Origin of the sequence: Bacillus cereus group sp. BceL062, from assembly GCF_051780025.1 — a bacterium.
In the GTDB taxonomy this organism is placed as follows: Bacteria; Bacillota; Bacilli; order Bacillales; family Bacillaceae_G; genus Bacillus_A; species Bacillus_A toyonensis.
Window position 1 is genome coordinate 332203 of the sequence record NZ_JBPWGY010000004.1, and the last position, 20024, is coordinate 352226.

Consider the following 20024-nt stretch of genomic DNA (forward strand, 5'->3'; position numbering starts at 1 on the left):
TGTAGAAGATATTTAAATACTATGCTGGAATCTTTCAGAATCGCCTGTATAATAGGCGGTTTTAAGAGTTTAGGGACAAGTACTGAAACTCTATTTGCTTACAGTCTGAGGCGTTTATAAATAAGTATCTTTTTTGTTAAACCAAAATTTTATATTTTCTCGTGAAGCATGTAAAATGTTAAGTAAGAGAAAATGGTTTTACAGTAAGGAAGTGTCAAAGCAATGAGTTTTACATTAAATAAATCGATTATTAAAGAAGTGTGCGGAGAGACCTCATATAAAAGAGGCGAAGCTTATTATAAATCAAATAAAGTAATAATAAATCATTATGATGAAAATAAAGAAATTTGCGAGGCAACAGTAAAAGGAAACGAAGATTTTCATGTTACAGTCGAAAAAATTAAAAAGGGTGATGTTGTTGCGAAATGTAGTTGTCCTTCATTAGCGTCTTTTCAAACGTACTGTCAACATGTTGCAGCAGTATTGATACAAATAAATTATAATCAGCAAACGGGTGGAATGCGCCCAGCTAGTAGTGAACACATGAGCGGAAATGATCAATTAACAAGTGGGATGTTTCAGTTGTTTGCAGACAAGCCACTGAGACCGAAAAGTAAACAACATCGTTTTGATACACGTGAAATACTTCATGTTGAATTTATTTGTACACCAGTAGTTACGAAACAAGGTGGAGCGCTTCTAGGAATGCAGCTGAAACTTGCCAAAACGTATTTCGTAAATCAGATTAGAGAATTTCTTTTTAAGGTGGAGAGAAGAGAACTTTTTAATTGTTCCAATGAGTTTACATATACACCAGATGTACATAGCTTTAAACAAGATACAGATGCGATTATTCAGCAACTTATTAAAATTCATCATAATGAAAAAATGTATGAGGATACGCTAGAAGTACATGCAAAACAAGATGATAGCATGATTTTAATACCGCCAGCGTCTTGGGGGGATATGCTTTCTTTACTTTCTAAAGTTGAGTGTGTGAGACTGAATCAAAATGGACAATCTTTTCATGGTTTACAAATTTCAAAAGGACTCCTTCCATTACATTTTGAGTTTAATAAAGGGAGTAACAGTGGGTTTACGCTTTATATTGATGGCTTACAACGAGTTGAGGTAATGGATACGTATAGTTATGCTCTATTTGGAGGGAAACTGTATCAGTTGAACGCTGAGGATTGCAAGCGGCTTATCGAATTACAAAAAATGATGAATCGCTCTAGTAGTAACCAATTATACATTCCGGCAGATAAGATGGAATATTTTGTAGCGAAAGTTGTACCAGGTTTAATGAAGCTAGGAACTGTACGAATAGATGAGGTAGTATCAGATCGTGTTGAAACACCCGTATTAAAAGCGAAATTATATTTAGATAGAGTGAAAAATCGCTTGTTAGCAGGTCTTGAATTTCACTATGGAAACGTCATAATTAATCCGTTAGAAGAGGATGGACAGCCGTCTGTTTTTAATCGTGATGAGAAAAAGGAAAAAGAGATTTTAGATATTATGAGTGAAAGTGCCTTTGCGAAAACGGAAGGCGGTTACTTTATGCATAATGAAGAAGCTGAGTACAATTTTTTATATCACGTCGTTCCAACATTAAAAGGTTTACTTGATATTTATGCGACGACAGCAATCAAATTACGAATTCATAAAGGAGATACAGCTCCTCTTATTAGAGTTAGACGAAAAGAGAGGATAGACTGGTTGTCATTTCGTTTTGATATAAAAGGAATACCGGAGGCGGAAATTAAAGGAGTATTAGTAGCTCTTGAAGAGAAACGGAAATATTACCGATTAGCGAACGGTTCTTTATTATCACTGGAGAGTAAAGAGTTTAATGAAATTAATCAATTTGTAAAAGAAACGGGTATTCGGAAAGAATTTTTACATGGGGAAGAAGTGAATGTTCCGCTTATCCGGAGTGTAAAATGGATGAACGGACTTCACGAAGGTAATGTTTTAAGTTTGGATGATTCTGTTCAAGAGCTAGTAGAAAATATTCAAAACCCGAAAAAATTGAAATTTGCTGTGCCAAATACTTTACATGCAGAAATGCGAGAGTATCAAGTGTATGGATTCGAGTGGATGAAAACACTCGCCTATTACCGTTTTGGAGGCATTTTAGCAGACGATATGGGACTCGGGAAAACACTGCAAAGCATTGCTTTTATAGACTCTGTTTTGCCTGAAATTCGAGAGAAAAACATGCCTATATTAGTAGTCTCTCCGTCGTCCCTCGTCTATAATTGGCTGAGTGAATTGAAAAAATTCGCCCCGCATATTAGAGCAGTTATTGCAGATGGAAATCAAATAGAGCGCCGGAAAATTTTAAAAGATATAGCAGAATTTGATGTCATAATTACGTCATATCCATTGCTGAGAAGAGATATAAGGTTGTATGAAAGGCCGTTTCATACACTATTTCTTGATGAAGCACAAGCGTTTAAAAACCCTACAACGCAAACTGCAAAAGCGGTGAAAACGATTCAAGCGGAGTATCGTTTCGGATTAACAGGAACACCTGTAGAAAATTCGTTAGAAGAGCTATGGTCTATCTTCCATGTCGTCTTCCCAGAATTATTACCAGGAAGAAAAGAGTTCGGTGATTTAAGGCGTGAGGATATAGCGAAGCGAGTGAAACCATTCGTATTAAGACGATTAAAAGAGGACGTATTAAATGAGTTGCCAGATAAAATAGAGCATTTACAGTCATCGGAGTTATTACCAGACCAAAAGAGATTGTATGCAGCTTATTTAGCGAAATTAAGGGAAGAAACGTTAAAACATTTAGACAAAGATACGTTACGTAAAAATAAAATTAGAATTTTAGCTGGTTTAACGAGATTACGACAAATTTGTAATCATCCTGCTTTATTCGTTGATGATTACAAAGGCAGTTCAGCTAAATTTGAACAACTGTTAGAGATTTTAGAAGAATGTAGAAGTACTGGGAAGAGAATTTTGATCTTTTCTCAATTTACGAAGATGCTTTCCATTATTGGTCGTGAGTTAAATCGTCAAGCGATTCCATACTTTTATTTAGACGGGAGTACACCTTCGCAAGAGCGTGTAGAGCTATGCAATCGGTTTAACGAAGGTGAAGGCGATTTGTTTCTTATTTCTTTAAAAGCTGGTGGTACGGGTCTTAACCTAACTGGTGCAGATACAGTGATATTATATGATTTATGGTGGAATCCAGCTGTTGAACAACAAGCAGCAGATAGAGCATATAGAATGGGACAAAAAAATACGGTGCAAGTTATTAAGTTAGTAGCCCACGGAACAATTGAAGAGAAAATGCATGAACTACAAGAAACGAAGAAAAATTTAATTGCTGAAGTAATTGAGCCAGGAGAAGGGAAATTATCCTCCATAACTGAGGAAGAAATTCGAGAAATTCTTATGATTTAAAATAAAAAAAGCTATGCTTTCAAATTTATGAGAGCATAGTTTTTTTGTTGTAATAATTATATTTTGTTTTGAACAAAGTAAAGAAATCAAATGGTATTTAAATTACTTCTTTGTGCCTTTACTTTTGTATGGCTTTGCTGCTTTCTTTTTCTTTGCACTTGATTGCCAACGGTTCCATCCTTTACTTCCTGTACCTTGTCCTACACCTTTTTTCGGTTTCGCTTTCGTTTTGCTCATATGATCACTCCGTTATATAAAAATCTTGTTTGATAATAGTCAATGAATTAGAAAATACTCTTGATAAATGACTATGTTTGCTTTAAGTAAAAACAAACTGCTTGAATGCTATAGTATATCATGAAATTGCAAGTAAACTGAAAGGAATTACAAAGAAAATGAAAATAATAAGAAATACTGCGGATTCTATATTTCGAACGATTACACTAATTGTTGTGTATACGTTAGTTTCGGTTAGTGAAACATTTTTTGGGTTGACGAGGCAGAAGAAGTAAAGATGTTAAATTAACAACAATCAATAAAGCCGTAAAATATAGAATTGAAAAATATTTTAAAACTTTTTGTTGACTTTCTTTATTTTTTGTATAGAATAATCATTAATAAAATGTTTCAGAGATGTGACAACAAAACGACTATGAAAGGACGAGTAGTAGTAGGACGTAGTCTAAGCGAGTCAGGGGTGGTGTGAGCCTGATACGAAGCCTATTATGAAGAACCTCCTGGAGTTGCTAACCGAAACCCTTTATAGGAAAGTAGACTTAGCCGGGCACTTCGCCGTTACAAGAAGAACAGTATCGAGATCTTCATCTCCGTACTGTATGAGTGAGCAACCTCTGTTGCTAATTTGGGTGGTACCGCGGAACCAAAGCCTTTCGTCCCAGTTTTTTGGGGAAGAAGGGCTTTTTTTGTTGGCTTCTTTTCACAACATCCAAACATTTTAGGGGGAAACCACCATGTATCAATCATTAATGACAGTAAGAGAGACTCAAATCGCAATTAAGGAAGTTAAAACATTTTTCGAAGACCAATTAGCAAAACGTCTTGAACTATTCCGCGTATCTGCACCATTATTCGTAACAAAAAAATCAGGATTAAACGATCATCTAAACGGTGTAGAACGTCCAATTGAATTTGATATGTTACATTCAGGAGAAGAATTAGAAATTGTTCATTCACTAGCAAAGTGGAAACGATTTGCACTACATGAATATGGATATGAAGCTGGTGAAGGTTTATATACAAACATGAACGCGATTCGTCGTGATGAAGAACTTGATGCAACACATTCCATTTACGTCGACCAATGGGATTGGGAAAAAATCGTTCAAAAAGAATGGCGCACTGTAGATTACTTACAAGAAACAGTACGAATAATTTATGGAATATTCAAAGATTTGGAAGATCACTTATTTGAAAAATATCCGTTCCTTGGAAAGTATTTACCAGAAGAAGTTGTTTTCATTACTTCCCAAGAGCTAGAAGATAAATATCCAGAATTAACGCCGAAAGACCGTGAACATGCAATTGCAAAAGAACACGGTGCAGTCTTCATTATCGGAATTGGTGATGCACTTCGTTCAGGTGAAAAGCATGACGGACGCGCAGCCGATTATGATGATTGGAAATTAAACGGTGACATTTTATTCTGGCACCCAGTATTACAATCTTCATTCGAATTATCATCAATGGGAATTCGTGTTGATAGTAAATCACTTGATGAACAGTTAACAAAAGCGGGTGATGATTTCAAACGTGAGTATGATTTCCATAAAGGAATATTAGAAGACGTACTACCATTAACAATCGGTGGTGGTATTGGACAATCAAGAATGTGCATGTACTTCTTACGCAAAGCACATATCGGTGAAGTTCAATCTTCAGTATGGCCTGACGATTTACGTGAAGCGTGTAAGAAAGAAAACATTCATCTGTTTTAATTAATATAAGTGAGAGGGAGAGTAGCTTAAAAATAGAGTTACTCTCCCTTTTTTTATTGTGTAAACTAGTGGTTTACAGTGCGTGTTACTAATAGTTTCTTTCTTTTTTATCTCCTTTTATGTAATAATTTGTTAAAGGAGGGGACGTTATGAGTATAGGAGAACAGCTAAAAAAACTACGAGAATCAAAGGAGTTTTCGCAAGAGGATGTTGCTAAAAAAATTGGTGTGACGAGGCAAGCGGTTTATAAGTGGGAAAATGATAAAAGTTACCCTGACATTGATAATTTAATTTTACTGAGCGAAATGTACAACGTTACGCTAGATGAGTTAATAAAAGGGAATCAAAGCTTTAAAGAGAAAATACATATTGATGAAGAAGAGGCGGATTTTGAGAAAGAGAATGGGTTTGGTTTTTATATTGGATGTGGTTTGCTAATTATGAGTGCGTTCATTGAGTATGAAAAAATACAGGTGGTTGTATTAGGAATTGCACTATTCATGATGGTCTTTTACTCGGATGTGAAGAAAGTTATTTTGAATGAATGCAGATCATTTTTTCAAAGGAAAGAGAGAAACGATATGTGTGATAAGAAGTAAGAAGAGTCAACTATATTTCCTAGGAAAGAGTTCAAAGAATAATTTTATTGTTTTATAATGATTTTTGGATATCGATAATATATTAAAAAGCTGTTTGCGTAGAGTCTTGAAATCTATGCAAACAGCTTTTTATTTATATAGGAAGGAAATAGATTAATATGTTTTTGTAAGTTGCAATAAAAATATTAAATTAGCTCATTTGCACTAAAGGCTCAATTTTCGCCATAAATGATTGATGAAGTGCTTCCACACCTGTTACTAAATGAAGGCGGTCAATAACGACAGACACTTTAATTTCAGATGTACTTACCATTTTAATATGAATATCTTCTTCTTTTAAAGTAGTGAACATATTCGCAGCAACACCTGGATTGGATACCATACCAGATCCTACAATTGATACTTTTGCTAAATGATTTTCATGTTCTACAGACTCATAGTGAAGAGCTTCTTGATTCTGTTCCAATACTTCTAGTGTTTCTCGTAAGTCATTAGAATGGATAGAGAAGGAAAGATGAACAGTTCCTTCATTTGTAATACTTTGAATAATAATATCTACATTAATATGTGCGTTAGCTAACGTAGAGAAAATTGTTGAAAGTGAACCTTGCTCTAATCCTTTAATTGTTACACGAGTAATATTATCTTCAAAAGCAATACCTTTAACGATTGATTGTTGTTCCATGTTACATTCTCCTTTTACAATTGTTCCGTTTTCTTGTTCCATACTTGAGCGAACTTCTAAAACGACATGATGATTTTTGGCAAATTCAACAGCTCGTGGATGTAATACGCCGGCGCCGAGGTTTGCCAGTTCTAACATTTCATCATAAGAAATTTCATCTAATTTGTAAGCTGTCTTTACAACTCGTGGATCCGTTGTGTATACGCCTGTTACATCCGTATAAATATCACATTTTTTCGCTTTTAGTGCCGCCGCTAATGCAACAGCTGTCGTATCAGAACCGCCACGTCCAAGCGTTGTAATTTCATTTTCTTCACTGATTCCTTGGAAACCAGCTACGATAACAATCGTGCCTTCAGTAAGGTAAGACTGAATACGCTCAACGTTAATATCAGTAATCCGTGCACTACTATGTACAGATTCTGTCGTAATACCAGCTTGCCACCCTGTTAATGAAATTGCGTTATAACCTTTTGCTTGTAGTGCCATTGTTAATAATGAAATAGTTACTTGTTCTCCTGTAGATAGAAGCATATCCATTTCACGTTTGCTTGGATTTTCCGCAATAGCGTTAGCAAGTGCTACAAGTTCATCTGTGCTTTTCCCCATTGCTGAAACGACAGAGACGATACTATGTCCTCGTTCATATTCTTCAATAATTAAATTTGCCACATGTTGAATGCGCTCAACACTTCCGACAGAAGTACCACCAAATTTTTGTACAATCGTTTCCATTACGAATTCCTTCTTTCGTCCATTTTTAAGAATAGATTAGGACATATATAAATCCCAATATTCCTGTAGTTACCAGAGAGAAAAACAAAAAACACCATCTCAAATAAGTGAGGATGGTGCTGTTACAGGAAAAGGGAAACAGAAAACGGAGCTAATAAAAAAACCGCCAAAAAAGGAATACCATGAAAATGATATCTCTTTTTTGTAGATAGCTCTTCATACGTACATGTCTGTACATATGACAGTTCTGTTTCTATTCGAAAACAGCCCCAATTGATAAATGCAGAGAAATTTATCAATTTCGGCAACACTTCCTTTCATCCAATTTCATAGACATCTCTGTGTCTCCATTAGAATACTCATAAGTATTGCAACCTCTATCTCACGTTTTAGGCGAGAGTGTTTGATTTATGAAGTTGTTGGTAACATTTGTTTTATAATAATTTAAATTATTCAGGGAATCAAGTGTTTTATATATATTTTCAAAATTCTTTCTTTTTAGAGATGAAGTTTGTGAAAAATGTAGCAAAATACATATATTACATGTACATTAAAAATATAGAGTATAGGAGGTCGGAGTATGAAAAGAAAAAGGCCTATTTATGTTGCGACAGAAATGAAAACGACAATAGAGAAATTATGGGAATATACGCAAGAACCAGACCTACATACAGAGTGGGATGCTCGTTTTACTGAAATTTCGTATCTAGAGAAAAAAGAGGGAGAAGCACAGAAGTTTTTATATAAAACAAAGATAGGATTTGGGCTTGAAATAGGCGGAGAAGGGGAATCGATAGGTGAAATAAGAAAAGAAACTGGTGAACGGATTTCTTCTTTGAAATTTTGGACAGACAATACATTATCACTTATACGAATAGGGCGTGGTTATTGGAAGTATACACCGCATAAAGAATGTATTCATTTTGAAACGCAATATGATTATGATACGAGATATGGTCGTATAGGAAATGTGATTGATTCATATATGTTTCGTCCATTATTAGGTTGGGCGACTGCTTGGAGTTTTGATGCTCTCAAATTATGGTTGGAAAAAGGTCTACATCCTAGTTTGCTAATTAGAAGAACGATGACGTATTGGCTCGTATGTTTTTTATTTGCTTTTGTATGGATATATCAAGGAATTGTCCCGAAAATAATCTTTAGTCATCCAGAAGAAGTGAAGATGCTTTCACTACTCATTGGATCACATGAAAGTAGTGTATTTATACTTAAAATGATTGGGATATTAGAAATTATTTTTGCCGCCATATGGCTACTTCCACTTCCAAAACGAAAAATATTTATAATGCATATTGTTATGTTAATAGCTTTAACGGTAGCAGCAGGATGGACGAATATCGCAAGCTTTACAGAGCCGTTTAATCCAATCACATTAAATCTTCTTCTAATCGGATTATCGATTGTCGGTTATTTGAATAGCTTTGATTTGCCAAGCGCAAAAAATTGTAAGAGGACGAGAAAGGGATAAATGTATGACTAATATTTACGAAAAATTATTAGGGGCTTCTTATAAAAAGCTTCATCCGAAATTACAGAAACGCTATGAGGTTACAGAAGAAAATAGCTTCATTGGAGAAGGGAAGATGGATGAAATTTACGGAGGTTCTTTTTTCGTTAAAATGATATTAAAAATTGCAGCGAAGTTCCGAATGTTTTTTTCTGAGCGAGGGCAAGAAGTTCCGTTTACAATACATAATTACGCTGAGCGGGATGAACATGGAAATGAATTTGTAAGGTGGAATCGTACTTTTTATTTTCATAATAAGAAAAGATATTTTAACGCCGTTATGCAGCTGGATGAAGAGGAACATGAAATCGTAGATTATTTTGGTGAGCCGCATCTACTCGTTTCTACATTGAATTTTCATATTGACGAGGCAGGTGGAATGCATATTTCTTCAAAAAAACAATGGTTTTATATGTTAGGGAGAAAAATGCCGTTACCGAAATTTTTATACGGAGAGGCAAAAATTGTTGAAAGTTATGATGAAGCACTGCAATGTTTTCAAATTCATGTACAAGTACGAAATCCGTTAATTGGCTCACTATTTTCATATAAAGGAACATTTGTGGAAAGGAAATAAACGAGATGAAAAATATAATATTTGGACTTGCTTGTTATGTTGCTTTTCTAATATATGAGCGGTCGAATATAAATCCTGTTGAAGCAATTATATTATTATCTGTTTTATTATTTATACCGATGTCTTTTTGTATTATTGATAAAAGAACAAGAAATGGATCGTATTTATTATTTTATAAATTCGTATCGTTTTTATATCCAATCGCAGCAAGTAGCGCCATGCTAGCTTTCGTAACAAATGACTATTTCTTTGCGCTAATTTGGTTTGTATATACAGGAATTGTTGCATTATTTGGTGTCAGTAGATTACTAGAAAGAGGTTGGAAACCGTTAGAAGAAACTGCGATAGATAGTGCGTTTATATATTTGTTTTTAGGTGGTTTTTGGTATTTTGCTTCAGTAGCAAAGATTTCGATTATGCAATTTAGTTCAGACATTGTTTTACTCACAGCTGCCCACTTTCATTATTCAGCGTTTCTATTGCCGTTATCAGCTGGTTTAATAGGGAGAAAAAGAGAAAAGAGAAGTAAAGTGTATGATGTTATTATGTTTATCATCATGATTTCACCTATGACAGTTGCAATAGGAATTACATATTCGAGGATATTTGAATTTTTTGCAGTTGTGATATATTTATGTGCTATTTATGGATATTGTATTTACGTTTGGAAAGCGAAATTTAATGCTATTCGTGCAAAGGTTCTCTTAATCATTTCGTCTAGTACGCTCATGGTTACAATTATGTTCTCACTCATATATTCATATGGAAATTTAAAACAAGTACTGACGATTACAATTGCTCAAATGGTTTGGATTCACGGTGTGGTAAATGGTATTGGAGTAGCATTACCAGCATTTGTAGGTTGGATGATTGAAAAGAGTGCTCCAAATTATAAGTACTATGGGAAACCAATGAGTAGGTTAAGAGGAAACGTGAGAATTGGTGAGACATTTTTACAGAGTGGAAATTTAGTAGATAGTAAGGAATACAACGGTTTAGTTGATACAATGAATGATTTTCATAGTGAAGCATTTGACGTGAAGAAGATTCCTATAAGTATGATTCGTTTTTACGAAAATACAGCAGCGTATGAGTTACAATCGAATATTAAATGGGCTCGTTGGTTCCGTCCATTTGCATTTTGTTATACGAAAATGAGTAAACGAGTAGGGCAAATACATTTAGGTATGGGCGATAAGTGGGAAACAATGTATGGTTCTATCATAGGTGTAAATGATGAGAAAGATGGAAGAGAGAATGTAAGGGCTTGGCTAAGGGAAAATGAAGCAGGGGAGTCTATTTTTTTGGCTCTGTATTCAAAACATACGCATAAGAACGAGACATATATGAATATCGCATTGCCTTTACCTTATTCGAATATGACAGGTATTTTGAAAGTATGTAATGATAGCAATGATTTAATCATTACTAGTAAGTTGAGAGGAAATAGTAAGGGAGATGAGGGGATTTATTTACATACTCGATTCTTTACAATCCGTTTACCGTTAACAGAGACTTTTATCATTAAAGAGGGAAAGGGTCACATGCTAACTGCTCACCATAAAATGTGGATATTCGGAGTTAAGTTTTTAGAAATTGATTATGAGATTAAGAAAATAGAGGTGAAGTAAGAAAAGCTTGGAGGGATTCCAAGCTTTTTTACGTATGGATAATTGTCATAGCGACTTGTTTATCTAAGTCTCGGTCCCAAACACGTTGAATTTCAAACGTACCTTTTTTAAAAAATAATGGGAATCTTTCTTTAAACCAATCTTGCATAGGAAGATTGAGTGCTGTATCGATTGGCACCCATACTAATTCACCCTCAGGAGGATTAGTAAGAAATTCGTCTTCAAATGAGTCTGTCCAATAGTTGAATACCATATATCGAACATGCCCCTTAGGATTTACATATTCGTCTAACCCTTTAAAAGTTAGGTTAGAAACGTGTAGTCCAGTTTCTTCTTTCACTTCTCGTATAGCAGCTTGGACGATACTTTCTGGGAAATCTACTTTTCCGCCAGGAGCTATATAGCCAGGAAAGCCTCGATGATTGGGACGTTTTAAAAGTAAAACTTCATTGTTACGCTGGATCATACACATTGTATAGATCTGGTGCTCGATGTTATGTGAATTTGAAGGCATGACTATGTTTTCTCCCTTGTGTTTTTTGATAATTTTACCATAAATATAGTAATTTCATATTATAATTTAAAATAGAATATTAAAATTTTTCAGATGTTTATTATGGAGTTTATAGTTAATTGAAAAGAGGAGAGGAAAATGCAGGGAGAAATTCAAACCAAAAAAGATTTAGGATATGTTGAAAAATTACTGTTGCCAGTCAAAGTGTCGCGGCATTTTAAGTTTTTGTGGATTGGACAATTGCTTTCAACTTTAGGGAGTTCTATAACAATGGTTATTTTGCCAGTCGTTGTTTACTCACTAACTGGTTCAACAGTTGTAATGGGGATGACTATGGCAATGTATACGCTACCTAATATTCTTGCTTTACCGTTTGCAGGGTTAGTTGTAGATCGAATTGATCGAGTAAAATTAATGTTATTTACGGATATAATCCGCTGTATAGTAATGCTATTACTTGCATCGCTTATATTTATGGATTTGTTAACGATTACACTTTTATATGTTCTCGTTGCATTATATGGACTTATGGAAGGGATATTTCAGCCAGCATATTCTGCTGTGAGGGCGAAAGTATTCGTACCTGAAATTCGTAATGCAGCTAATGCATTAACGCAAATGAGTAATCAAGGCATACGGTTAATTGGACCAGCATTTGGTGGATTAATCGTTTCAGTTGCATCTGCTGGGATAGGATTTGGACTAGATGCAGCAACGTACTTATTATCATTTTTATGTTTATTATTTTTAAAAGAAATTAAGTTTAAAAAAATAAAATCGATTGAAAGGAGTAAGGTCGATTATAAAAAGGAGTTTATGGAGGGTGTTTTAGTTTTAAAAAGTCATCCGTGGCTTTGGATTACAATCTTAGTTTTTTCTTTCGTAAATATTTGTTATGCCGGCATTATCGTCGTATTAATTCCATGGCTATTTAATATTCATCATCATTTTGAAGCTTACGTTTACGGGATGGGAATGGGATCTTCTGGTGGTGGAGCTGTAATTGCCGCATTAATATTTGGTGGGAAAGAGCGGTGGCAAAAGAGAGGGTTACTGGCCTATGGAGGTGTTTTAATTAGCGGCTTCGCTCTATTAGTTATGCCTTTTATTTCTTGGGCGCCTGCTTTAATCTTCTTAATGGCAATTGAAGGATTCGGTATGATGATATTTGGACTCATTTGGGAAACGAGTTTACAAGAGCTCGTACCGGAAGAAGCTTTCGGAAGAGTAGCAAGCCTTGATATGTTAGGTTCTTTTGCTTTATTGCCATTAGGATATGTAGTTGTTGGTTGGTTAGCGAATGTAATAGGCGGAGAGGTAACTGTAATAATGCTAGCATTATTCGTAATCTTTACAATTGTAATAGCGCTATCTGTCCCAAGTATTCGTAATTTTGATTAAAAATTTGGATGAATAATGAGAGGAGTTATCTTATATGGTTGTAGATTGCTTCAACGAATTTTTAGAATCGGAACTACAAGGCGAATATGTTGTAAAATAACAGGTATTTAATACGAAGAATTTTACTGTATATATTGTGACTCCTGTTGATAATAAAATAGAGTATGAACGGTTCATATTATTGAAGCTTCTTTCTAATGAAGAGTCTTCTGTACATATATGGGAAACATGTATTTGCAAGAAAGCAACGAAAATGGCAATTGCAAAAGAAGTGACATAAGCGATCCAATCGGATTGCATAAAAAAAAGACTAAGCCATACTTAAAATAAGGCTTAGTCTTCATTAAATACAAATGTTTGTTTCATTTTTTTACCCTCATTTACCGGATGACCATTGTAAGAGAAATTCTTTTCTTCCCAAGTAATAACGACTTTAAAATTATGGCTATTAAAATCTAATGGAAATACCATGTGGTCAAAGCTTGTATGACTTTTTGAAATGTTTTCATCAGATGTAGTAGGTGTAAAGGTAGCTTTAGATGTAGGCGTGTTATCAAGTATTTCTACAGATACATTTGAAACATCAGTACCGATGTTTTTTACGAGTAAACTATACGTATCATATACACTTTGTTTTGACCGGAGTGTTTGTTCGTTTGAGTTATGAGATTTATCAATTTCGATATACCATTGTTTAGACTTTAACGTAATTGGTAGCGACTGAAATGTGTAAGCGCTAGCTTGCATTGGTAGTACTGCACAAATAAGCACAAAGAGAGAGAATATTTTTCGTTTCATTTTTGAGAACTCCCATTCTGTAACGGATTTATTTGTTATTATCTTCTCTTTATAAGAGGATATACCATTTAATATAAGGGTGATTGTTAAGAATTATTACATTTGATCCATATGCTAATACACATCATGAAAGCTGTGAGCAATAGAAAAGGGAATATCGAGATAGATGTAAAGTGAGAGTGAAAAACTGTGTAGAGATTTTCCTAAACAGTTCTTTGTAACACGAAAAAATACCAAAATATGTTAAAGTAATATTGTCATACAACAAGGGGGATTTGTTTTATGGAAAATGGGCATCTTGCTAAAGTAGATTTAACGAAAAAAATTGAATCAAAATCTAAGTACAATAAGAAACTCGAAAAATATCAAAGGCGCTTATTAGCATTACAGCAAATTTTAAAAGAAGAAAAAATCGCGGTTATGCTCGTTATGGAAGGTTGGGATGCGGCAGGTAAAGGTGGAGCGATTAAGAGAGTGACGGAGCATCTTGATCCACGTGGTTTTCAAGTAACTCCAATTGGAGCGCCTGCACCTCATGAAAAACGTTACCATTATTTGCAACGTTTCTGGCGCAAAATTCCACAGTACGGGCAAATTACTATTTTTGATCGCTCATGGTATGGTCGTGTGTTAGTTGAGCGTGTGGAAGGATTTGCTACAAAGGAAGAGTGGATGAGAGCATATGATGAGATTAATGATTTTGAAAAACTACTAACAGATGACCATTACATAATAGGGAAGTTCTTCTACCATATAAGTAAAGAGGAACAGTTAAAGAGGTTTAAAGATAGAGAGAAAAATCCTTTGAAAAGATGGAAAATTACAGACGAAGATTGGCGTAATCGTGAAAAATGGGATGAGTATGTTGAAGCAATGGAAGACATGTTTGAAAAAACAAGTAAGCCAAATGCGAAGTGGCATATTATTGAAAGTAACGATAAATTGTATGCTCGTGTGAAAACATTGAAAGTGATTATTTCATTAATTGAGGATTATTTCTTAGAGCATGGTATAGAATTACCTTCTTATTATTATGAAATGAAAGAAGGTAAGGCAGAGGGCTTTGAAAATAATCAAGATGTAGTTGTAAAATAGCCTAAAGTTTGAATGTGAGATATAGGAAGAGCCATCCTGGAAATTTGAGAAATCAAATTACAGGATGGTTTTTTATTTAGAAACATTTTACAATTAACAAAAAAAGGTATATAATCAACAATCATATTAACATTGTTAATATGATTGTTGATTATATACTGTATGGGGGTTTTAGTTTGAAGGGAAGAGATGTTGTTTTAGGTTTATTAATGGGAAAAGAAATGTCTGGTTATGATATTAAAATTGTGTTCGAAGATGTATTTACGCATTTTTTTGATGGGAGTTTTGGAATGATTTATCCAACGTTACGACAACTAGAGAATGAGGGGAAAATAAAAAAAGAAGTTGTAATGCAAGAAGGAAAACCGAACAAGAAAATGTACTTTATTACAGATGAAGGACGTGAAGAGTTTTATCAATACATGCAAACGGACGTAGAGAAAGATGTGTTGCGTTCAGATTTTTTAATGAGGATGTATTTCGGAAATTATAGCGATGATAAGGCGATAAAAAAATGGATTGAAGACGAAATTAAACGAAAAGAAGCATATATTGCGGATCTTCGATTGAAATATGAAAAGTGGAGAGTAGGTATTACTTTCGTTGAGGAAATTTCGCTCGATGTAGGTATTGCTTCGTATAGTGCGCAAGTGGAGACGTTAAAGAGAAAATTAGAACAGTTAGAGGCAAAGGGAAATAATAAAACAGAAGAATGAAAAAACGTTCACAATAAATAAAGGGGTAGATAAACATGGAGCAATCAAAGGGTATTAAGATTGTCTTTTTAATGTGTCTAGGTATTTTTCTTTGTATGATTGATACGACAATTATGAATATAGCTTTACCGGCCATACAATCGAGTGTAAATACTTCATTAGAAAAGATGTCTTGGGTATTAAATGTCTATACAATGACGATTGCAGTACTCGCCATTCCGCTAGGACGGATAGCTGATATTTTTGGGAAAGCAAAGATGTATATTCTTGGTCTGGTGATTTTTGGTGGTGGATCAGTACTTTGCGCTTTTGCTAATACAGGCGATTTTCTCATTTTTTCTCGTTTAATACAAAGTATTGGGGCAGCAATTTTATTTCCAACGAGTATGGTAATAGGTGTATCAGCTATGCCATTAGCAAAGAGACATGTTGCACTTGCGATTTTAGGAGTTACACAAGGATTATCAGCTGCTATGGGACCAGTAATAGGTGGAATTATTACGCAAAATTTAGGATGGAGATGGGTATTCTTCGTTAATGTTCCGGTTTGTATAATAGGAATCGTGTTATGTTGCATCATGCTACAAATAAAAAATGAAGAACGTATTATCTCAAAAATAGATTGGATAGGACTACTATTAAGTGGCACAGCAATTTTTTCATTTACTCTCATATTAGTAAAAGGTAATACATGGGGATGGCAAAGTAATATTGCTTTGTCTTGTTATGCAATTAGCACTATTTCTCTTATTCTATTTGTTTTAGTAGAACGAAAGATTCATAACCCAATGGTGAATTTAAAGTTATTTCAAGATCGAATGTTTGTCGGAGCGTCTATCGTTGTTATATTAAGTAATTTATTTTTAATTGGAGTTACTGTATTGCTTCCAACGTTCTTGACGAAACTACAAGGTAGAACGGAAATTGAAGCGGCTTTTTTAGTGACACCTATTTCAGCAATGATATTTTTTGTCTCACCAGTTGCAGCAACTTTAATTAAAAAGCTCGGAAAAGTAACTATTATTTTGTCAGGATTTCTTGTTATGGGGCTTTCCTACTATTGGTTGCAAATGATTGATGTTGATTCAACAAATATAGAAATTATTATTCCATGTATGATATTAGGTGTTGGATATGGTTTAGTAGTGGGGCCAATTACAGTTTTAAGTGCGTCTTCCTTTGAAGGAGAATTATTAACTGCTTCTCAAAGTGTTGTATCAATGTTACGACAAGTAGGAATTGTATTGGCGGTCGCAATATTTGTCTCTAACTTAACTCACAATTTAACTGTAAATAAAGAAAATGTATATCGTTATGCAGAAGAAAAGGTGCGTAATATTCATGTGAATAGTGCTGAGCAAACTGAAATTTTACAAATGACTAAAGAAAAAATACAGAATCAAAGTTTAGAGTCAAATATAAATAAGAAACAAAATGCAATGACAATGGGATTAAGTAAAGAGAAAAAGGAAGAATTGATTCGCGACAAGACGGATGAAATATTAAGAGAAGTTCCAGTAGAATATAGAGATGTAAAAAGAGAAGAAGTTATGAGGCAAGTGACAAAAGAAGTTGAAAAACAAGAAGAAAGTATAAAGAAAGAGGTACTCACATTTTCGAATGATGTGAATCATTATGCCAAGAATCAGATGGCTATGAGTTTTACAGATTTATATAAAGCAAGTGTGCCAATTATTTTAATTTGTGCTTTCGTAAGTTTGTTGTTTTGGGAAGGGAAAGCTTTGAGTAAAAAGAGAAGGGGAAGATTAGTGGAAGAAGCGTAAAGAAAAACAGGATATAGCAGCCTGTTTTTTCATTGTTTTCTCCTTGTATATTGTGAATAGCAGTATTTTTAATGTAGCATGGGATAAGTCGAGTATGATTAGAAAGTTTTTTAGAATGAAAGGAACGAATGGAAATTGCCATTGAATATGCAACGTTAAACATAGTACATTAACAAGAGGGCTTAACTTTAAAAGGAGGATGGGGAATTGCTAGATAAGGCAGGGGCTTTAATAGATAATCATGTGTACACAGAAGAAGAGCAACAAAAATTATATAAACGAACATTAATAATCGTAAGTATTTCACAAATGTTCGGTGGAGCGGGATTAGCTGCTGGAATTACAGTAGGTGCACTTCTTGCGCAGCAAATGCTTGGGACAGATGCATATGCAGGATTACCGGCTGCTATGTTTACAATGGGGTCTGCGGTAGCGGCTTTCTTTGTTGGGAAGTTATCGCAAAAATATGGTCGCCGAATAGGACTTGCAACAGGGTTTATAGTAGGGGGGCTAGGGGCTATTGGAGTTGTATTGGCTTCTTTAACAAATAGTATTATTTTATTACTAGTCTCTTTACTCATATATGGTGCAGGTACAGCGACGAATCTACAAGCTCGTTATGCTGGTACCGATTTAGCAGATAAGAGACAACGAGCAACTGCTATTAGTATTACGATGGTTATGACGACTTTCGGTGCAGTTGCAGGACCGAACTTAGTAGGCGTAATGGGGGAGTTTGCCCATTCAATCGGAATTCCTAACCTTGCAGGTCCGTTTATATTATCAGCAGCGGCATTTATACTGGCGGGTCTTGTCCTTTTTATTATGCTTCGTCCAGATCCATTAATTATTGCTAACATAATAGAAACATATAAACGAGAACATACATATAAAGGGCAACCAGTAACAGAAGAAGTGAAAGAAAACAAACGAGGTATTACAGTTGGAGCAATCGTTATGATACTTACTCAAATAGTGATGGTTGCGATTATGACGATGACGCCAGTTCATATGGGGCATCATGGTCATGGTTTAAGTGCAGTAGGGCTTGTAATTGGTTTTCATGTAGGTGCAATGTATCTTCCGTCTCTGGTTACAGGAATGTTAATTGATAAAATCGGACGAACTACGATGAGTATAGCTGGGGGAATAATTTTATTAGCGGCGGGTGTCATAGCTGCGATGGCGCCGAGTGATTCTTTACTATTATTAATTGTTGCTCTGTCTTTACTTGGGTTAGGTTGGAACCTCGGTTTAATAAGTGGCACAGCTCAAATTGTTGATGCAACTATACCTTCTACACGTGCAAAAACACAAGGCAAAATAGATGTATTTGTTGCGTTAGCTGGGGCTTCTGGTGGAGCGATGTCAGGTATGATAGTAGCGAATTCCAGTTATGCCGCATTATCATTAGCGGGAGGAGTGCTAGCATTATTGCTTATTCCTATTGTGATATGGTCTCGAAAAGGGGCGAGAAATTAAATGAGAAAGAGGTTCTAGTTACTAATTAGAACCTCTTTTTCAATACTTAACTTAAATCCCACTCCACAATAAGCCCTAAATGCGTAAGTCCACCGCCAAATCCGTATAGCAAAAGTGTATCTCCGTTATTTAATCTTCCTTTTTTTCTAGCTAAATCTAAAGCGAGTGGAATAGAGACGGAAGATGTATTCCCCATATCTTCCACACTCGTTAATGTTTTTTGAATAGATATTTTTGATTTTTCGCAAATAGATTCAATCATTCTTAAGTTAGCACTATGTGGTATGAACCAGTCTATATCATTTATTTGCAAATTTGCAGTATGTAATAGTTCTTTTATGCCGTATGGTACTGTTCGTACAGCCCATTTATATACTTCTCTTCCGTTTTGAACGATTTTTTCATTTGTTTGTAGTGGTGTGCCATTCATAGTAGTAGATAAGTTTGTTCTGTATAGATGAATACCACCGTCACCGTTTGTTCCCATGTGAGCAGCAATAAAGCTTGGTTTGTTTTCATCTCTTTCTAATAAAATAGCTCCAGCGCCATCACCGAACAAAATACAGGTCGTTCTATCGGTGTAATCAGTAACTTTAGATAACGTCTCTGTCGCTATGACGAGTACTTTTTGATGTGATCCAGAAGTGATTAAGCTATTACCGACATGCAGTCCGTATGTGAAACCAGCGCAAGTCGCATTTAAATCAAAAGCTAGTGTATGAGGTATGTTGAAGTATTGTTGTATTTGGCAAGCGACACTAGGAAAAACATAGTCAGCAGTAGTTGTAGCAACGATGATACAGTCAATATCTTCTAAGTTTTTCTTATATGTTGTACACAAATTTTCGACTGCTTTAATGGCTAAGTGTGAGGAGTATTCGTCTTCGTTAGCAATTCTTCTTTCTTTCATGCCTGTTCTTTGCACAATCCATTCATCATTCGTATGGACCATTTTTTCTAAATCGTTATTAGACAATATTTGATTTGGAACATAAGTACCAATTGCGGTAATACGAGATTTAGAATTCATAGGGACATCTCCTAACTTATTTTTATAACCTGATACTAATATCAGGTTATAAAAATGTCAATAAA

At 34.8% G+C, this 20024-nt stretch carries 16 protein-coding genes, 1 riboswitch and 1 other annotated feature; of the genes, 11 read left to right on the forward strand and 5 right to left on the reverse strand.

What is annotated here, in order from left to right; translation table 11 throughout:
* Positions 1–222 precede the first annotated feature (222 nt).
* A complete protein-coding gene (locus ACS2MN_RS12750; protein ID WP_000011059.1) occupies positions 223–3429 on the forward strand; it encodes a DEAD/DEAH box helicase in 3207 nt (1068 codons plus the stop codon).
* A gap of 102 nt (positions 3430–3531) precedes the next feature.
* Here ACS2MN_RS12750 and ACS2MN_RS12755 read toward each other — a convergent pair whose 3' ends face one another.
* A complete protein-coding gene (locus ACS2MN_RS12755; RefSeq protein WP_000047591.1) occupies positions 3532–3666 on the reverse strand; it encodes a DUF3934 domain-containing protein in 135 nt (44 codons plus the stop codon).
* Positions 3667–4072: 406 nt separating this feature from the next.
* Positions 4073–4330 (forward strand) — a binding site (T-box leader).
* A gap of 70 nt (positions 4331–4400) precedes the next feature.
* Here ACS2MN_RS12755 and asnA point away from each other — a divergent pair.
* Both asnA and ACS2MN_RS12765 read left to right on the forward strand, forming a co-directional pair.
* Positions 4401–5384, forward strand: coding sequence for an aspartate--ammonia ligase (asnA, locus tag ACS2MN_RS12760; RefSeq protein WP_088055386.1), 984 nt, complete (start codon positions 4401–4403; stop codon positions 5382–5384).
* Positions 5385–5533: 149 nt separating this feature from the next.
* On the forward strand, positions 5534–5983 hold the full coding sequence (locus tag ACS2MN_RS12765; protein WP_000021947.1) for a helix-turn-helix domain-containing protein: 450 nt from the start codon (positions 5534–5536) through the stop codon (positions 5981–5983).
* A gap of 190 nt (positions 5984–6173) precedes the next feature.
* Here the strand turns inward: ACS2MN_RS12765 and ACS2MN_RS12770 are convergent, their stop codons facing one another.
* A complete protein-coding gene (locus tag ACS2MN_RS12770) occupies positions 6174–7403 on the reverse strand; it encodes an aspartate kinase (protein WP_000448018.1) in 1230 nt (409 codons plus the stop codon).
* A gap of 201 nt (positions 7404–7604) precedes the next feature.
* Positions 7605–7791: riboswitch (Lysine riboswitch) on the reverse strand.
* A 192-nt stretch (positions 7792–7983) separates the two neighbouring features.
* Here ACS2MN_RS12770 and ACS2MN_RS12775 point away from each other — a divergent pair.
* From ACS2MN_RS12775 to ACS2MN_RS12785, 3 genes are read left to right on the forward strand one after another with little or no spacing between them, the layout of a single operon-like run.
* Positions 7984–8892 (forward strand): DoxX-like family protein, encoded by a 909-nt coding sequence (locus ACS2MN_RS12775; protein ID WP_000824127.1) that lies wholly within the window; start codon positions 7984–7986, stop codon positions 8890–8892.
* Positions 8893–8896: 4 nt separating this feature from the next.
* Positions 8897–9508 carry a DUF4166 domain-containing protein gene (locus ACS2MN_RS12780; protein ID WP_088055387.1) on the forward strand — a complete coding sequence of 204 codons (612 nt, stop codon included), beginning with the start codon at positions 8897–8899 and terminating at the stop codon, positions 9506–9508.
* A 5-nt stretch (positions 9509–9513) separates the two neighbouring features.
* The gene (locus ACS2MN_RS12785; RefSeq protein ID WP_098709130.1) at positions 9514–11139 is read left to right on the forward strand and encodes a YndJ family protein; all 1626 of its coding nucleotides are present in this window, start codon (positions 9514–9516) and stop codon (positions 11137–11139) included.
* Between the two features lie 28 nt (positions 11140–11167).
* Here the strand turns inward: ACS2MN_RS12785 and ACS2MN_RS12790 are convergent, their stop codons facing one another.
* Positions 11168–11653, reverse strand: a complete 486-nt coding sequence (locus ACS2MN_RS12790; RefSeq protein ID WP_438894705.1) for an 8-oxo-dGTP diphosphatase — start codon at positions 11651–11653, stop codon at positions 11168–11170.
* Positions 11654–11791: 138 nt separating this feature from the next.
* On the opposite strand from ACS2MN_RS12790, the gene ACS2MN_RS12795 reads away from it, so the two are divergent.
* Positions 11792–13054: an MFS transporter gene (locus tag ACS2MN_RS12795; RefSeq protein ID WP_438894706.1), complete on the forward strand. Its 1263-nt coding sequence runs from the start codon at positions 11792–11794 to the stop codon at positions 13052–13054.
* A 333-nt stretch (positions 13055–13387) separates the two neighbouring features.
* Here the strand turns inward: ACS2MN_RS12795 and ACS2MN_RS12800 are convergent, their stop codons facing one another.
* The gene (locus ACS2MN_RS12800) at positions 13388–13852 is read right to left on the reverse strand and encodes a hypothetical protein (RefSeq protein WP_087950251.1); all 465 of its coding nucleotides are present in this window, start codon (positions 13850–13852) and stop codon (positions 13388–13390) included.
* A gap of 282 nt (positions 13853–14134) precedes the next feature.
* Between ACS2MN_RS12800 and ACS2MN_RS12805 the strand changes: the two genes are divergently transcribed.
* The 4 genes from ACS2MN_RS12805 to ACS2MN_RS12820 all read left to right on the forward strand — a co-directional run bounded on the left by ACS2MN_RS12805 (position 14135) and on the right by ACS2MN_RS12820 (position 18929).
* A complete protein-coding gene (locus ACS2MN_RS12805; protein WP_087950250.1) occupies positions 14135–14947 on the forward strand; it encodes a polyphosphate kinase 2 family protein in 813 nt (270 codons plus the stop codon).
* A 176-nt stretch (positions 14948–15123) separates the two neighbouring features.
* Complete coding sequence (locus tag ACS2MN_RS12810; protein ID WP_000678343.1) at positions 15124–15663, forward strand: PadR family transcriptional regulator; 540 nt, start codon at positions 15124–15126, stop codon at positions 15661–15663.
* Between the two features lie 35 nt (positions 15664–15698).
* Positions 15699–17447, forward strand: coding sequence for an MFS transporter (locus ACS2MN_RS12815; protein WP_346994132.1), 1749 nt, complete (start codon positions 15699–15701; stop codon positions 17445–17447).
* Positions 17448–17654: 207 nt separating this feature from the next.
* Entirely contained in the window at positions 17655–18929 is a 1275-nt protein-coding gene (locus tag ACS2MN_RS12820; RefSeq protein WP_088055390.1) for an MFS transporter, read from the forward strand.
* Positions 18930–18975: 46 nt separating this feature from the next.
* On the opposite strand, the gene ACS2MN_RS12825 is transcribed toward ACS2MN_RS12820, so the two are convergent.
* Complete coding sequence (locus ACS2MN_RS12825) at positions 18976–19959, reverse strand: ketoacyl-ACP synthase III (protein WP_087950247.1); 984 nt, start codon at positions 19957–19959, stop codon at positions 18976–18978.
* Between the last annotated feature and the right edge of the window lie 65 nt (positions 19960–20024).

What these genes read in the sequence shown, in the direction of transcription:
- ACS2MN_RS12770 (WP_000448018.1), bottom strand. Translation starts at nt 7,403, where the DNA reads ATGGAAACGATTGTACAAAAATTTGGTGGTACTTCTGTCGGAAGTGTT.
- ACS2MN_RS12795 (WP_438894706.1), top strand. Translation starts at nt 11,792, where the DNA reads ATGCAGGGAGAAATTCAAACCAAAAAAGATTTAGGATATGTTGAAAAA.
- ACS2MN_RS12755 (WP_000047591.1), bottom strand. Translation starts at nt 3,666, where the DNA reads ATGAGCAAAACGAAAGCGAAACCGAAAAAAGGTGTAGGACAAGGTACA.
- ACS2MN_RS12765 (WP_000021947.1), top strand. Translation starts at nt 5,534, where the DNA reads ATGAGTATAGGAGAACAGCTAAAAAAACTACGAGAATCAAAGGAGTTT.
- ACS2MN_RS12780 (WP_088055387.1), top strand. Translation starts at nt 8,897, where the DNA reads ATGACTAATATTTACGAAAAATTATTAGGGGCTTCTTATAAAAAGCTT.
- ACS2MN_RS12800 (WP_087950251.1), bottom strand. Translation starts at nt 13,852, where the DNA reads ATGAAACGAAAAATATTCTCTCTCTTTGTGCTTATTTGTGCAGTACTA.
- ACS2MN_RS12815 (WP_346994132.1), top strand. Translation starts at nt 15,699, where the DNA reads ATGGAGCAATCAAAGGGTATTAAGATTGTCTTTTTAATGTGTCTAGGT.
- ACS2MN_RS12750 (WP_000011059.1), top strand. Translation starts at nt 223, where the DNA reads ATGAGTTTTACATTAAATAAATCGATTATTAAAGAAGTGTGCGGAGAG.
- asnA (WP_088055386.1), top strand. Translation starts at nt 4,401, where the DNA reads ATGTATCAATCATTAATGACAGTAAGAGAGACTCAAATCGCAATTAAG.
- ACS2MN_RS12805 (WP_087950250.1), top strand. Translation starts at nt 14,135, where the DNA reads ATGGAAAATGGGCATCTTGCTAAAGTAGATTTAACGAAAAAAATTGAA.
- ACS2MN_RS12790 (WP_438894705.1), bottom strand. Translation starts at nt 11,653, where the DNA reads ATGCCTTCAAATTCACATAACATCGAGCACCAGATCTATACAATGTGT.
- ACS2MN_RS12785 (WP_098709130.1), top strand. Translation starts at nt 9,514, where the DNA reads ATGAAAAATATAATATTTGGACTTGCTTGTTATGTTGCTTTTCTAATA.
- ACS2MN_RS12825 (WP_087950247.1), bottom strand. Translation starts at nt 19,959, where the DNA reads ATGAATTCTAAATCTCGTATTACCGCAATTGGTACTTATGTTCCAAAT.
- ACS2MN_RS12775 (WP_000824127.1), top strand. Translation starts at nt 7,984, where the DNA reads ATGAAAAGAAAAAGGCCTATTTATGTTGCGACAGAAATGAAAACGACA.